This window comes from Pseudomonas sp. NPDC087336, from assembly GCF_044744285.1.
In the GTDB taxonomy this organism is placed as follows: Bacteria; Pseudomonadota; Gammaproteobacteria; order Pseudomonadales; family Pseudomonadaceae; genus Aquipseudomonas.
In genome coordinates, this window is record NZ_JBIUYA010000017.1 from 50,043 (window position 1) to 63,300 (window position 13,258).

At 59.1% G+C, this 13,258-nt stretch carries 14 protein-coding genes and 1 pseudogene; 6 read left to right on the forward strand and 9 right to left on the reverse strand.

Annotated features, from left to right (window positions below; all coding sequences use genetic code 11):
* Positions 1 to 128 precede the first annotated feature (128 nt).
* From ACIO0C_RS18230 to ACIO0C_RS18250, 5 genes are all read left to right on the forward strand, one after another.
* Positions 129 to 1,481: a coniferyl aldehyde dehydrogenase gene (locus tag ACIO0C_RS18230; RefSeq protein WP_401314288.1), complete on the forward strand. Its 1,353-nt coding sequence runs from the start codon at positions 129 to 131 to the stop codon at positions 1,479 to 1,481.
* Between the two features lie 28 nt (positions 1,482 to 1,509).
* Complete coding sequence (locus ACIO0C_RS18235) at positions 1,510 to 2,592, forward strand: Zn-dependent alcohol dehydrogenase (RefSeq protein WP_401314289.1); 1,083 nt, start codon at positions 1,510 to 1,512, stop codon at positions 2,590 to 2,592.
* Positions 2,593 to 2,660: 68 nt separating this feature from the next.
* A complete protein-coding gene (locus ACIO0C_RS18240; RefSeq protein ID WP_401314291.1) occupies positions 2,661 to 3,854 on the forward strand; it encodes an acyl-CoA dehydrogenase family protein in 1,194 nt (397 codons plus the stop codon).
* Between the two features lie 10 nt (positions 3,855 to 3,864).
* Positions 3,865 to 5,007 carry an acyl-CoA dehydrogenase family protein gene (locus tag ACIO0C_RS18245; protein ID WP_401314292.1) on the forward strand — a complete coding sequence of 381 codons (1,143 nt, stop codon included), beginning with the start codon at positions 3,865 to 3,867 and terminating at the stop codon, positions 5,005 to 5,007.
* A 306-nt stretch (positions 5,008 to 5,313) separates the two neighbouring features.
* A complete protein-coding gene (locus ACIO0C_RS18250) occupies positions 5,314 to 5,535 on the forward strand; it encodes a hypothetical protein (protein ID WP_401314293.1) in 222 nt (73 codons plus the stop codon).
* A gap of 62 nt (positions 5,536 to 5,597) precedes the next feature.
* Here ACIO0C_RS18250 and ACIO0C_RS18255 read toward each other — a convergent pair whose 3' ends face one another.
* Both ACIO0C_RS18255 and ACIO0C_RS18260 read right to left on the reverse strand, forming a co-directional pair.
* Positions 5,598 to 5,978 carry a hypothetical protein gene (locus tag ACIO0C_RS18255; protein ID WP_401314295.1) on the reverse strand — a complete coding sequence of 127 codons (381 nt, stop codon included), beginning with the start codon at positions 5,976 to 5,978 and terminating at the stop codon, positions 5,598 to 5,600.
* 299 nt (positions 5,979 to 6,277) lie between these two features.
* Entirely contained in the window at positions 6,278 to 7,936 is a 1,659-nt protein-coding gene (locus ACIO0C_RS18260; RefSeq protein WP_401314297.1) for an arylsulfatase, read from the reverse strand.
* Between the two features lie 348 nt (positions 7,937 to 8,284).
* On the opposite strand from ACIO0C_RS18260, the gene ACIO0C_RS18265 reads away from it, so the two are divergent.
* The gene (locus ACIO0C_RS18265; protein ID WP_401314298.1) at positions 8,285 to 9,100 is read left to right on the forward strand and encodes a transporter; all 816 of its coding nucleotides are present in this window, start codon (positions 8,285 to 8,287) and stop codon (positions 9,098 to 9,100) included.
* A gap of 187 nt (positions 9,101 to 9,287) precedes the next feature.
* On the opposite strand, the gene ACIO0C_RS18270 is transcribed toward ACIO0C_RS18265, so the two are convergent.
* The 7 genes and pseudogenes from ACIO0C_RS18270 to modC all read right to left on the reverse strand — a co-directional run bounded on the left by ACIO0C_RS18270 (position 9,288) and on the right by modC (position 13,255).
* Positions 9,288 to 9,497: a hypothetical protein gene (locus ACIO0C_RS18270; protein WP_401314299.1), complete on the reverse strand. Its 210-nt coding sequence runs from the start codon at positions 9,495 to 9,497 to the stop codon at positions 9,288 to 9,290.
* Between the two features lie 117 nt (positions 9,498 to 9,614).
* Positions 9,615 to 9,740, reverse strand: a pseudogene (locus ACIO0C_RS18275) (NmrA family transcriptional regulator); the annotation flags it as partial.
* Between the two features lie 201 nt (positions 9,741 to 9,941).
* A complete protein-coding gene (locus ACIO0C_RS18280) occupies positions 9,942 to 10,226 on the reverse strand; it encodes a hypothetical protein (protein WP_401314301.1) in 285 nt (94 codons plus the stop codon).
* Between the two features lie 199 nt (positions 10,227 to 10,425).
* The gene (locus ACIO0C_RS18285) at positions 10,426 to 10,656 is read right to left on the reverse strand and encodes a hypothetical protein (RefSeq protein WP_401314303.1); all 231 of its coding nucleotides are present in this window, start codon (positions 10,654 to 10,656) and stop codon (positions 10,426 to 10,428) included.
* A gap of 129 nt (positions 10,657 to 10,785) precedes the next feature.
* Positions 10,786 to 11,007 (reverse strand): hypothetical protein, encoded by a 222-nt coding sequence (locus ACIO0C_RS18290; protein WP_401314304.1) that lies wholly within the window; start codon positions 11,005 to 11,007, stop codon positions 10,786 to 10,788.
* A gap of 72 nt (positions 11,008 to 11,079) precedes the next feature.
* Entirely contained in the window at positions 11,080 to 12,099 is a 1,020-nt protein-coding gene (locus tag ACIO0C_RS18295; protein ID WP_401314306.1) for a DNA topoisomerase IB, read from the reverse strand.
* Between the two features lie 76 nt (positions 12,100 to 12,175).
* Positions 12,176 to 13,255 carry a molybdenum ABC transporter ATP-binding protein gene (modC, locus tag ACIO0C_RS18300; RefSeq protein ID WP_401314308.1) on the reverse strand — a complete coding sequence of 360 codons (1,080 nt, stop codon included), beginning with the start codon at positions 13,253 to 13,255 and terminating at the stop codon, positions 12,176 to 12,178.
* Between the last annotated feature and the right edge of the window lie 3 nt (positions 13,256 to 13,258).

The following is a 13,258-nucleotide window of genomic DNA, read 5'->3' on the forward strand; positions in this document are numbered from 1 at the left end:
TCGACTGAAAGCGCCACCCACCTGATCCGGGTGGCGGCGCGGCGCGACCGATGATCAACCATGCAGGCAACCCCGACGCAAAGCTGCGCAATCGCGGTGGCGTCCAGACAACAACAAAAGAGGTATAGATGAGCGCCATCGAGAGTTGGACGAGCACGGACATCCGCACGATCCTGGAAAAACAGCGGGCGGCCTTCCTGACCAATGAGCCTTACACCGCCGAGCAGCGCTGCGAGCTGCTCGATCGGGCGATCAGCTTGCTGGTCAATCACGAACAGGAAATCATCGACGCCTTGACGGCGGACTTCGGCCACCGCAGCGCGGGATTCTCGAAGGGCAGTGAGGTGCTGTCGCCGTTGGCCACCCTCAAACAGACCAAGGCCGAACTGGCTGAGTGGATGCGTCCGGAAAAACGTCAGGCCAGGGCCGGTGAAGCCTGGGTTCAATACCAGCCGCTCGGAGTGGTTGGTATCGTGACCGCCTGGAACGTCCCTGGCTACATGGTGTTCAGCGGCCTCGCCGGTGCCTTGGCCGCCGGTAATCGGGTGATGATCAAACCCTCGGAATTCACCCCGCATACCTCGGCCCTGATCGCGCGGCTGATCCGCTCGGTTTACGCCGAAGACGAGGTAGCGGTGTTAATGGGCGGTGCGGACGTCGGGCAGGCGTTTTGCGGCCAGCCGTTCGATCACCTGCTGTTCACGGGCGCCACCAGCATCGGCAAGCACGTGCTTCGCGCGGCGGCGGAAAACCTGGTGCCGGTGACCCTGGAGCTGGGCGGCAAGTCGCCGACCATTATTTCCCGCACGGCAGACTTCAAGGACGCGGTGGCAAAGACGGTCGTCGGCAAACTACTCAACGCCGGTCAACTGTGCGTCGCGCCGGACTACGTATTCGTGCCGCGGGAGTCGGTGGATACTTTCATCGCCATCGCCAAGGCGGTGGTCGCCGGATTCCTGCCGACGCTCAAGGACAATCCCGACTACACCTCGATCATTAACAGCCGTCACTATGAACGCCTGCTGGGCTACCTGAGCGAAGCGCGCGAGGCCGGTGTCGAGCTGATCGAATTGAACGCGGCCGCGGAAGATTTCAGCGACAGCAAGCTTAACAAGATTGCGCCGACCCTGCTGCGCGACCCTGGCAACGAACTGCAAGTGATGCAGGACGAGATTTTCGGTCCGCTGCTGCCGATCAAACCCTACGACACCATCGCCGAGGTGATTGCCCAGATCAACGCGCGGCCGCGCCCGTTGGCCCTGTATTACTTCGGCAACGACGCCGCCGAGGAAGCCCTGGTGCTGACCCGTACCTGCTCCGGCGGCGTGACCCTCAACGGCGTGTTGAGCCATGCCAGCACCGAAGGCCTGCCATTCGGCGGCGTTGGCCAGAGCGGTATGGGTGCCTATCACGGCATCGATGGCTTCCGCACCTTCAGCCACGCCAAAGCCGTGCTGCGCAACGTGCCAAATCCGGCCTGAACCCCCATTCATTCTTGAGAGAATTGCCATGAAAGCTGCCGTATTCCACCAGGTTGGAGCCCCGCTGGTCATCGAAGAAGTGGGTATCAGCAAACCCGGTCCGCGCGAAGTGCTGATCCGCACCAAAGCGGTCGGTGTCTGCCACTCAGACCTGCATGTCATCGACGGATCGTTCCCGTATCCTGGACCGTTGGTACTGGGCCATGAAGCGGCAGGCGTGGTCGAGCAGGTCGGCTCCGAAGTGCGTTCAGTCAAGCCGGGCGATCATGTGGTCACTTGCCTGACGGTGTTCTGCGGCCACTGTGATCACTGTGTGACCGGCCACCTGGCGCGCTGCGTGTCGCCTGAAACCAAGCGTGGCAAGGACGAGGAATCGCGCCTGACCTACGTGCAAAAGCCGATCCCTCAATTCGTCAACCTGTCTGGCTTTGCCGAACAGATGCTGGTGCACGAAAACGCCTGCGTTGCGATTCGTCGCGACATGCCATTGGACCGCGCGGCGCTGCTTGGTTGCGCTGTGACGACCGGCACCGGCGCGGTATTCAACACCGCCAAGGTGCGCCCGGGCGAAACCGTGGCGGTCATTGGCTGCGGCGGTATCGGCCTGGCGGCCATCAACGGTGCGGCACTGGCCGGAGCAGGGCGGATCATCGCCATCGACATGCTCGATTCCAAACTGGAATTGGCCAGGCAGTTCGGCGCCACCGACCTGATCAATGGCAAGGATGGCGATGCCGCCAAACAAGTGATGGAGCTGACCCGAGGCGGTGTGCACCACGCCTTCGAATGCATCGGCCTCAAGCAGACCGCCGAGCAAGCGTTTGCCATGCTGGCGCGCGGTGGTACCGCCACCGTGATCGGCATGCTCAAGCCTGGCCTGAAAATCGAGCTGGACCCGCTGCAACTGCTGCACGAGCGCCGTATCCAGGGCTCGCTGATGGGCTCCAACCGCTTCCCGGTGGATATGCCGCGCCTGGTGGACTTCTACATGGCCGGCAAGCTCAAGCTCGACGAAATGATTTCCCAGCGCATCAAGCTGGAACAGATCAACGATGCGTTCGATGAGCTGCGTCGTGGCGAACTGGCACGCTCGGTGATCATTTTCGATTAAACGTCGTGATGGAAAAACCCTTGTGGCGAGGGAGCAAGCTCCCTCGCCACAAATTGCGGAGTGGATTGATGGACATTGATTTCACAGCGGACGAACGCGCTTTTCGCGAAGACGTCCGAGCCTGGTTGCGCGACCACCTGCCAACCGAGTTCGCCGAGCGGATTTCCCAGGGCAAGCGTTTGAGTAAAGAGCATCAAGTGCAATGGATGCGAACGCTCAACCGGCAAGGCTGGTTGGCCCCAGGTTGGCCTGTCGAGTTCGGCGGTACCGGTTGGAACGATGTGCAGAAGCATATTTTCGATGAAGAATGCTTTGCGGCCGGCGCGCCTAAAGTGTCCTCCTTCGGTTTGAAAATGGTGGCTCCGGTCATCATGAAGTTCGGTACGTCCGAGCAGAAAGCACGGTTTCTGCCGCGCATCCTCACCTGTGACGACTGGTGGTGCCAGGGTTACTCCGAGCCGGGCGCGGGTTCCGATTTGTCTTCATTGAAAACCCGCGCCGTGCGCGAGGGCGATCACTACGTGGTCAACGGCCAGAAAACCTGGACCACCCTGGCGCACTTTGCCGATTGGATGTTCTGCCTGGTGCGCACCGACCCCGAGGCACGCCAACAGCGTGGCATTTCCTTTCTGCTGCTGGACATGAAAACGCCAGGCATCACCGTGCGGCCGATCATCACCCTCGACGGCGAGCATGAAGTCAACGAAGTGTTCTTCGACAACGTAAGGGTGCCGGTAGCCAATCTGGTTGGCGAGGAAAACCAGGGCTGGACCTGCGCCAAGTATTTACTGACCCATGAACGCACCAGCATTGGCGGTATTGCGCATAACAAGGCGCTGCTCAGCCGTCTGAAACACATGGCCAGCGAGGAGTTGCGAGATGGCCGGCCATTGATCGACGAGCCGCTGTTTCGGGCACAGATCGCCGAAGTCGAGATGCAGTTGATGGCCGCTGAAATGAGCAGTCTGCGCACCCTCGCGGCAGTTCGCGATGGCGGCGTACCCGGCGCGGAGAGCTCGTTTCTGAAGATCAAGGGCACCGAGATTCGTCAGGCGATCACCTGGTTGATCAGCAAAGCGGTGGGCCCGTACGCCTTGCCGTTCATCGAGGATGAGCTGGGTTATGGCAGTGAGGCGGTGCTGTACACCGACTACAGCAGCGCGGCCACCTATCAGTATCTGGATGCGCGCAAGGCCTCGATCTACGGCGGGGCCAACGAGATCCAGAAGAACATCATCGCGAAAATGATTCTCGAACTGTAAGGGGCCGACCATGGATTTCAAACTGACAGAAGAGCAGCTGATGCTGCAAGACACTGCCGCAAGGCTGGTGCGTGATACCTACGGTTTCGAACAGCGCGAAGCATTCAGCCAGAGCGAGCCCGGTTTCAGCCGCGAGTTCATGCAGCAACTGGGTGACCTGGGCCTGTGCGCTGTGCCCTTCGCCGGGGCATACGGCGGGTTTGGCGGCAGTGGTGTGGAGAACATGCTGATCATGACCGAACTGGGCCGTGGCCTATGCCTGGAACCTTATTTGCATTCGGTGATTTTCGCCGGTGGCCTGATCAGCCAATTGGGCACCGAAACCCAGAAGGAAACGTTGCTTGCGCAATTGGGCAGTGCCAGTTTGCAGATGGCGGTGGCCGTGGATGAGCCTCAGAGCCATTACCAATTGCATGACGTACAAACAACTGCCGTAGCGGTGACAGGAGGCTGGAAACTCCATGGCCGCAAGTCGGTGGTCGTCGGTGGCCAGAGTGCTGGGTTGATCCTGGTCTCGGCGCGTACCAGCCACGGCTCGCGCGACGAGCAAGGCATCAGCCTGTTTCTGGTCGATCCGCAGGATAGCGGCGTGTGTCGCCGTACGTTCGCAACCATGGATGGACGCAAGGCCTGCGAGCTATACCTCGATGAGGTCTTCGTCAAGAGCAGCGCGGTTTTGGGGTCAGTGGAGCAGGCCCTGCCGGCGCTTCGTTACCAGCAGGGGCGTTGCATCGCTGCGCAATGCGCGCAAGCCGTAGGCAGCATGGAAGCCGCGTGCGCCTTAACCCTCGACTACCTGAAAACCCGCCAGCAATTTGGCCAGCCGATCGGAAAGTTCCAGGCATTGCAGCACCGCATGGTCGATATGCGCATCGAACTGGACCAGGCCACTTCAATGACCCTGTACGCCGCCTGTGTTGCTGATCAAGCCGACAGTGAAGAGCGCAGTCGGGTTTTGGCTGCAGCCAAGTTCATTGTCTCCCGCGCCGCCCGCTTCGTCGCCGACCAGGGTATTCAGCTGCACGGCGGCATCGGCCTAACTTGGGAATACATGCTGTCGCACCATGCCAAGCATTTGTTAATGGTGGACCGTCAGTTTGGCGATGACGACCACCATTTGCAGGTGTTTGCGAAGTTGATGCAGGTGACGTGACTCGCTGTGTACGCTTGAACATACTTTGGGCGAGCCTGCTTGTCCCATCATGGTGAAAGCCGCGTATCTATGCACCAAAGCAAGGGATTAGAAATCCCCCGCTCGTAAGGGCGTGCCGGGTCGATTCCGGCTTCGGGCACCCTCTTAAATCAAGGGTTTGCGGGCGAAAGCTGATGCAAACCTTTGTTTGGTTCTGGTCTGTAATTCTTTGGGTTGACCAGACCTTTTCCTAGCACCACCCATCGCAAACCCTGAACGCTGAGTCTTATCCGACCTCTACCAAAGCAGGCGATAGAGGGTGCGACCATGTACGAAGATCGAAAGCAGATGGCAATGGCTGGCTGGCGGAATCTTTTGACTCAGCCCGAGATTCGTATGACTGCAGAGGAGCAGTACGACGAATTGCTGAAAATGGCCGATGCGATGCAGCAGGAGGGGCTTTTAACGGGGGCAGAGTGGCGTCAGTTGATCCGCGACGCGGGTGCAGTCTTTACGAACGCCAGAGAAGGCCTGGAGGGTGGAACATAGTGCTGGACAACGAGCCCGGCACTTGGCCGGGCTCCGGAAAGCTGTGGTTTGCTCATTCAACGTTAATTGAAATGCTTCTCGATCACCTGCTTGCCAATGGCTGCCTCGATGTCCCTGTAGGTGCGCTTCTGCGCCGCGCAAAGCAGCGACCTGCCGTCCCTGAGCAACATCGAAAAGGTCAGCTCGATTTCATCCTCCGCCAGTATCACCCCGGCGACAGCGCCGATCGGGCCGAGCGCCAATGCGCCCGCCAACCCCAGGCCGACAGCACTCGATACGTCTCGATAGGACGTTTCACTGACAACCGTGGCGTCGAGTATTTCGGATGTCGCAATCTTGAGGCCAGGCCATGGGTAGACAGCGGTTTCTATCGTGATAAACCCTGGTTCCAGCACTGCACAACCCTCAAGGAAATCCCCGGCCAGGATTTTTATTTTTGCCATGTGGTGTCCTCCCTGTATGAGCTACAGGAAAATTCAACGCTTGCGGGGGTGGGGGTGTCAACGCTCTCTGGACGAGGGATGCCTATTGGCCGACTAGTGGATCAGTGGGAAATCCCTGACGGGCAAGTACCCCACACCGTTACCTGGGGGTAAACTGAAGACGGTGCAACATGCCGTGCACTTCTAACAGGCCGCTGAATTCGCGCTGCTTTCCGTTAGGATCTCGAGCTGCCGACTGCGCGCAAACGTCAAATTGAAGTGGCGACCTCGGATGAGGCCGCCATTTTTCGGCTGTTTGATCAGTTGCCGGCTGGCATCGGCAGGTTGATGCCTTCTTTTTTCAAGACTTCACGCACGGATTGGAATTTCTGGTACTGAGACAGTTCGATCGGCCCGTCGTAGCCCATGCTTTGCAATTTGCGTGGTGGGTAATCAACATAGGTCTTCATCAGTTTCATGATCGCGCCCGTAATGGGCACCATCGTCCAAGTGCGCTCAGTAAAGTTGTTCATGAACAGGTCATAGCGTTCTTGCGGGTCTTGCCACAAGTCAAACACCTGCGGCACGGTGGCCACATATTTTTGTGCGCCTTTCCATCCCAGGTTTGAGTCCACGGCGAGACCGCCCGTTTGGGCGCCATCATCGCCCCGCAGGTTGAATACCGCTTTGTAGTTCCCTACACGGGCCGCACCCGGGGACAATTCGTTCTCGGTAAAATAGAACCACTCCTTACGCGGCGAAGGGGCACTACCGGTGAGAACCGGCGTCATGTCGTAGCTGTCGAAGATGATCGGCTGACCTTCACGATCTTTCTCGGGCAGCTTCACGCCGGCCACAGAGGCGAACGTCGCCATCAAATCCAGGCCACCGAGAATTTCGTGGTTTTTCGTGTCTGGCTTGATCTTGTCCGGCCAGACGGCAATGGCCGGTACCCGGTTCCCGCCCTCACGCACCGTACCCTTGGTGCCGCGGAACGGGGTATAGCCGGCGTCTGGATAAACGTCCTGCCAGGCCCCGTTGTCAGTGGTGTAAACCACCAACGTGTTCTTATCCAGGCCCAGCGCCTTGAGCTTGTCCATGATGCGGCCGATGCGGGTATCGAGTTCGACGATGGAGTCGGCGTATTTGGATTTGGACATGGACTTATGAACGAACTCCGGGGCCGGCATATTCGGCTGGTGGACTTTCATGAAGTTGACGTTGATGAAAAACGGTTTGTCGGATTTGGCCGCCGTGTCGAGAAACTCAAGCGCAGCTTTTTCGACATAGTTATCAAAGAACGGAATGCCGACCACGCCAGGTTGACCGTCAACCACCGGCGTGTCCACGTACTGGCCATTGACCTTGAATTCTTCAACCGGTTTTTCGCCGGCCTTGCCGGACAACGCGCCTTTGGTGACCTTCTGGAACATCTCGCGGGTCTCCGGATCCATGTCGGGGAACCACGTCGGGTCGGCGTAGGTATAGGCATTGAGGTGATACAGGCCGACGTACTTCATGACGTCATACCCTTGCGCATTGGGCAGCGCGTAATCGGCTTCACCCAAATGCCATTTGCCGGTGAAGTAGGTGTCATAGCCGCCGGTCTTCAACACGGATGCCAGCGTCCATTCGGCTGCTGGCAAACCACCGCCCTGACCCTGGAAGGCCACGGTAGTCATGCCGCTACGATTGGGGATCCGCCCGGTTTGCATGGCCGCCCGGCCAGGCGTGCAGCTTGGTTGGGCATAAAAAGAGTAAAAAGTGACGCCTTCTGCCGCCAACTCATCGATTTTGGGCGTGGGCATCCCGCGCCCGATCCCACCTCCATAGGGACCCAGATCGCCGTAGCCCGTATCGTCGGAGACGATAAACAGGATATTGGTCTTTTCCGTTTGAGCCGCGTGGGCAAGTCCGCTCAATGAAAAAAGCGCAGCAAACACGAGAGATAGCGTGAAACGATCCGATAACTGTTCCATACCAGAATCCTTCGTAATTTCATGGTGTTGGCAACCGGGTGATGAGTGCACATCAACATTGACCCTTGGTGCATTGACCACCGAGTAATTAGCCTAGGTACTGCGTACAGAATCATTTCCCCCTTAATTGCATGACCATGCACGGGTTAAGGCGCACGAAAGAGTCTAGTGCGGTTTTTCCAGTTGGCAGGGTAATTGCCCGGGTCGCATCTACTGCCCGTTATCCAATCTGAACACGGTTCAATAACCTGATCTAAGCTCAACCGCGGCAGGGCTAACGCTCAGCCTGCGTCTTGCAGTAGCGATGCGGTGGTCCAGACTTTCAATTCCCAAGAAGGGAGCAGGCGAATGAACAAAGGCTTGCAACTTGCCCGTTTTATTGCCTTGGCGACGGTGTGGTCTGAATCGGGTATCGCTGCCGATAGCCAGGCGGAACTAGCCAAACAATCCCTGAACCCGGTCGCCGCGCTTTACAGTTTGCCGATTCAATACAACTGGAACCAGAAACTCGGGCCCAGTGGTGAGGGCTATCAGAGTGTCACCAACATTCAGCCGGTGCTGCCCTTCAGTCTCAACGAGGAATGGAACCTTATTTCCCGCACCATCCTGCCCGTCATCGATCAGCATGGTCTGGTACCCGGCGGGATTGCCGACAAATCAGGAGTGGGAGACACCACGCAAAGCTTCTTTTTTTCACCCAAGCAGCCCACCTCCAGCGGTTGGATCTGGGGCGCAGGTCCGGCCATATTGGTGCCCACCGGCAGCGATGATCTGCTGAGCAGCGAGCAATGGGGGTTGGGGCCGACGGTGGTGGCCCTCAAACAAAGCAATGGTTGGACTCGCGGCATTCTGGCCAACCATATCTGGTCGCTGGAAGACAGCCCGCCGGATGACAAAGACAAGGTCAATCAGACGTTTCTGCAACCGTTTTTAAGCTTTACCACCCATACCTACACCACGTTTGGCATCAATACCGAGTCCACCTACGATTGGCAGACCAGGCAGTGGTCTGTGCCGATCAATCTTTTCATTACCCAATTGTTCAAGGTGGGTCACCAGCCCATGAGTCTGCAGGCGGGGCCGCGCTACTGGGTCGAAAGTCCGGAGAATGGCGCCGAAGGCTGGGGGTTTCGGGTAGCGTTTACGCTGTTGTTTCCCAAATGAGGTGATGAAACAGCACGTTCAAGTGGCTGCTTTTGGCTGGGGATTCAACCGGTCGATGCAACAGATTGGCTAAGTCGTTCAGCGGGCGTTTCGTAGTTTAGTGTTTTCCGGGGGGGGGCGGCTGTTCAGCTGCCTTGCCACGACATCACGGGGGGCCAGTGGCGTCCATTGACCGCTGGCCGTCTCGCTACTCCTGTTTATCCTCACTGCCCAAATCCGCCTTGCGCCGATCGCTGCCATTGGGGTTGCCGACATTGATCAGCCTTCTTTCCAGCAGAATGGTTTTCAGTGCCTCGCGTTCTGACGGGGACATCTGATGCTCTCGCTCCTTGAGTTCAAGCAGGATCGGGGTGGACCACTGGCGATAGGTTTGTTCGGCATTACGAGTGGATGACATCGGTTCCTCCTTGGGTTGATTTCCGCCAATCAAGACGCCTCGCTTCTCTACACAAAGTGACCCTAGCCGAGGAAGGCCATTGTTGCCAATGCCTCACATCGGACTGGCCCAGGCACCCTCGGCGACCGCCTCGGCGAACGTCAGCGCTCGTGGCCCGGTCAATTCATGGAGCTGACCTGAGTGACCGGGTTGGGTCAGTGCCGCGACGGCGACGTCGGCAATGTCCTCGGCCTGGTCGGTGAATGCCTGGATGCTCTCGGCGATCAGGTGAAGATGAGTGAAATCGCCGGGCTGTCACAGATTTCGATTGGCTCGCTTTATCAGTACTTCCCAAGGTCGCCGATTGGTGGAGGCTTGCAAGGCACATGTCGCTGCATGAAATCTTTGGGTTGGTGCGCCAGTAACCAGGATTGGGTCGACTGGGTCGACCCGTTCCTCGAGCCTCTAGACAAAACCCTGCCCATGAAAGCCCCGGGGCAACCGTTGCAGTCCGGCCATGGCAGTCAGCCGCTCGGTCCAGGCCTGGCGCCAGTCATTGACCACCTGAACGGTCTTGGCCTTGCGTGCGGCGCGACGTGCAGCGTTGCGTTCGGTTTTGCGCGCCTCTTTGTAAGCGTCGGTGTTTCGACAGCTTCGGCATTTCACCCGATTCAGTTCCCGGGTGGAGGTGAGGTTGCTGCCCTTGTGACCGCAGGCCAGGTGCCCGCTGACTTTGAAGTGGGTGACCATCAGAACGCCTCCTTCGTAACGTAGTAAACGTTGGACAACCCTGTTTTAGTGATGTTCGCCGCTTGCGGGCACAAAAAAATCCCAGCGCCTGGCTGGGTTGGGGGCAGGAATCAGACGGACACACACACGCGGTGACGATAACGTCGCCGGTCATGCGTCCCGCGTCAGGCAGTGTCTGCGCATCGGTATCCAGTTACGATCATCTGAACCGTGGCAGAGGTGGGTCGACTGGCCGCAGCGACGACAGGGTGTTACGGATCAGCGGCGTATCCTTTTCGATGTCGTTCAGCCGATCACGAATTCTGAGGGCAGTCGGATGTCCGCCTTGATGATCGACCCAATCGGCGATTTCCTTGCACGCGGCAGCCAGGCGAACCTGACGGGAGTCGAGCAGGGTGAGCAGGGTGGTGATGGACTCTTTTTCGGACATGGGGAACACCTCCGTTGAAGAAACCTGGAATTGGCAGTAAAAAGCCCGCCGCAAGCGAGCTTTCTACCCATGGGGCGCTGATCCTTCAGCCTTTTCATTATAGACCTGTAACCGCTTGGTGAATGTGCGTCAGCCTTGCCGGACCATCATTTGTGACCGGGCGTTGAGCTGTCGGCATACGTTTTGGGCATCGTCTTCACATTCATAGCCGTCACCGATGAAACCGTTGGTGCGGGTATCGGCGATGCGGTACCAGACGGCGGCTTCAGCGGGTTGATGCACGGTTTCTCCAGCCCGGCGTCCATGAATGATGATCTTGTTACAGCGCTTGACGACGAAAATGTCTTCCATGGCTTCACCGCAGCTGATTGGCGTACAGATCTACTATAGAAGCCATTTGCAATCGTGCAAAAAATAGGCAGGTCAGTTCGTCGGTTCAGCGGCCATTTTCTCCAGCAACATCGCCAGCCCGACTTCCTCCGCCCGCAGGCCTTTACGCACCCTCGGCCTTGGCATTTGCGCGAGGGCGCCGAGCAAAAAGCCCTCGAGCACCGCCGGATGGATGTAGCACTTGCGGCAGACCGCCGGGGTGTTGCCCAACTGCCTGGCAACGTCCTTGACCATCGCCACCACGTGCTGTTTGGCCTGTGACTCCGGTTGCCACTCAAGCCCGCGCAACACCGCCAGGGCCAGGACGCTGCCGGCCCAGGTGCGGTAATCCTTGGCGGTGAAGTCGGCACCGGTCAGGGTTTGCAGGTAGGTGTTGACGTCGGCGGAAGTGATGGTGTGTCGCTCACCGTTTTCATCGAGGTATTGAAAAAGGTTTTGCCCGGGAATCTCCTGGCAGCGCTTGATGATTCGCGCCAGACGCCGGTCCTTCACGGTGATTTGATGTTCGACGCCGCTCTTGCCGCGAAACTGGAACAGGATAGCGCTGCCGTTGACCTCCACATGCCGGTTGCGCAGGGTGGTCAGGCCGTAGGAGCGGTTGTCCCGTGCGTATTGGGTATTGCCGACGCGAATCAGCGTCGCGTCGAGCAAGGTGATGACCGTGGCCATGACCTTGTCGCGACTCAAGCCCGGTGCCGCCAGCAAAGCTTCCAGTTGTTTGCGCAACTTTGGCAGGGCCAGGCCGAAATCCCGCAGGCGCGAGTATTTGTCGCTGTCGCGCACCTCGCGCCAGCGCGGGTGATAGCGGTACTGCTTGCGCCCGCGGGCGTCGCGGCCAGTGGCTTGCAGGTGACCGCGCGGGTCGGTGCAGATCCACACGTCGGTGTAGGCCGGAGGAACTGCCAGGGCATTGATGCGCTGGATTTCCTGCGGGTCGACGATGCGCTGGCCAGTGGGGTCGAAATAACAGAATTTGCCGCGCAGTTTCCGGCGGGTGATGCCCGGTTGGGTGTCATCGACGTAATGCAGGTCACGGGGCAGTGCATCGGGCATGGCGGTTGTCCTGGGCGAAGGATCGGGGGGCCGTTACAGCCATTGACCCCGCGCTGCGCCAGTCGTGCCCGCGCCGTTACGCCAGCACGGCCACGGCCTTGATTTGCGCCCAGAGACGCTGGCCCGGGTGCAGGTGCAAGTGGTCCCGGGAATAACGGGTGATACGCGCCAGCAAAGGGCTGCCCTCGGCGTCCAGGCGCACCAGCACATGGGCGCTGTTGTCGGCAGGCATTTCACTGACCACCGTGACTGGCAGGCGATTGAGGATGCTGCTTTGGTAATCGCCTTGCAGGCTAAGGCTCACATCCCGCGCCTGGACTTTGCAACGCAATGCCTGGCCCGTGGCCATCGGCGTGTGCGTCACGCGAATGTTCAGGTCGGTATCGGGCAGTTGCAGCGTCAACAACTGGTAGTGGGCGTCATAGGCAGCGACATGCCCCTGGATCACCACGCCGGCGTCGTCACCCAGCGCCAGCGGCAAATCGAGGCGTGCCAGGGTCTGGCCGATGGGACCGCTGGCCAGTGCCTTGCCGTCGCTGAGCAGGACGATGTGGTCGGCCAGTTGGGCGACTTCATCCTGGGAGTGGCTGACATAGAGTACCGGGATGTCCAGCTCATCGTGCAGCCGTTGCAGGTAAGGCAGGATCTCGCTTTTGCGTTGCGCGTCCAGTGCTGCCAGGGGTTCGTCCATCAACAGCAGTGTCGGGCTGGTGAGCAGGGCGCGTGCCATGCCGACACGCTGGCGTTCGCCGCCGGAGAGGTGCTGCGGATGCCGGTCGAGCAGGTGACTGATGCCCAGTAGTTCGGTCGCGTGCGCCATGTCGACCCGGCGCTGGGACTTGGGAATGCGCTTAAAGCCAAATTGCAGGTTGGCCAGCACCGACAGATGAGGGAACAGGCTGGCTTCCTGAAACACGTAACCCAGTGCGCGCTTGTGCGGCGGGACGAAGATCCCCTTGTTGCTGTCTTGCCACAGGAGCTCGTTGACCTGGATAAATCCCTCATCGGCCCGTTCCAGACCGGCGATGCAGCGCAGGCAGGTGGTCTTGCCAGAACCGGAGTGCCCGTACAGCGCCGTCACCCCGCGGCCGGGCAACTGCAAATCGACATCGAGGGCGAACCCCGGATAATTCAGCTTCAGGCGCATTCGAATCATCGA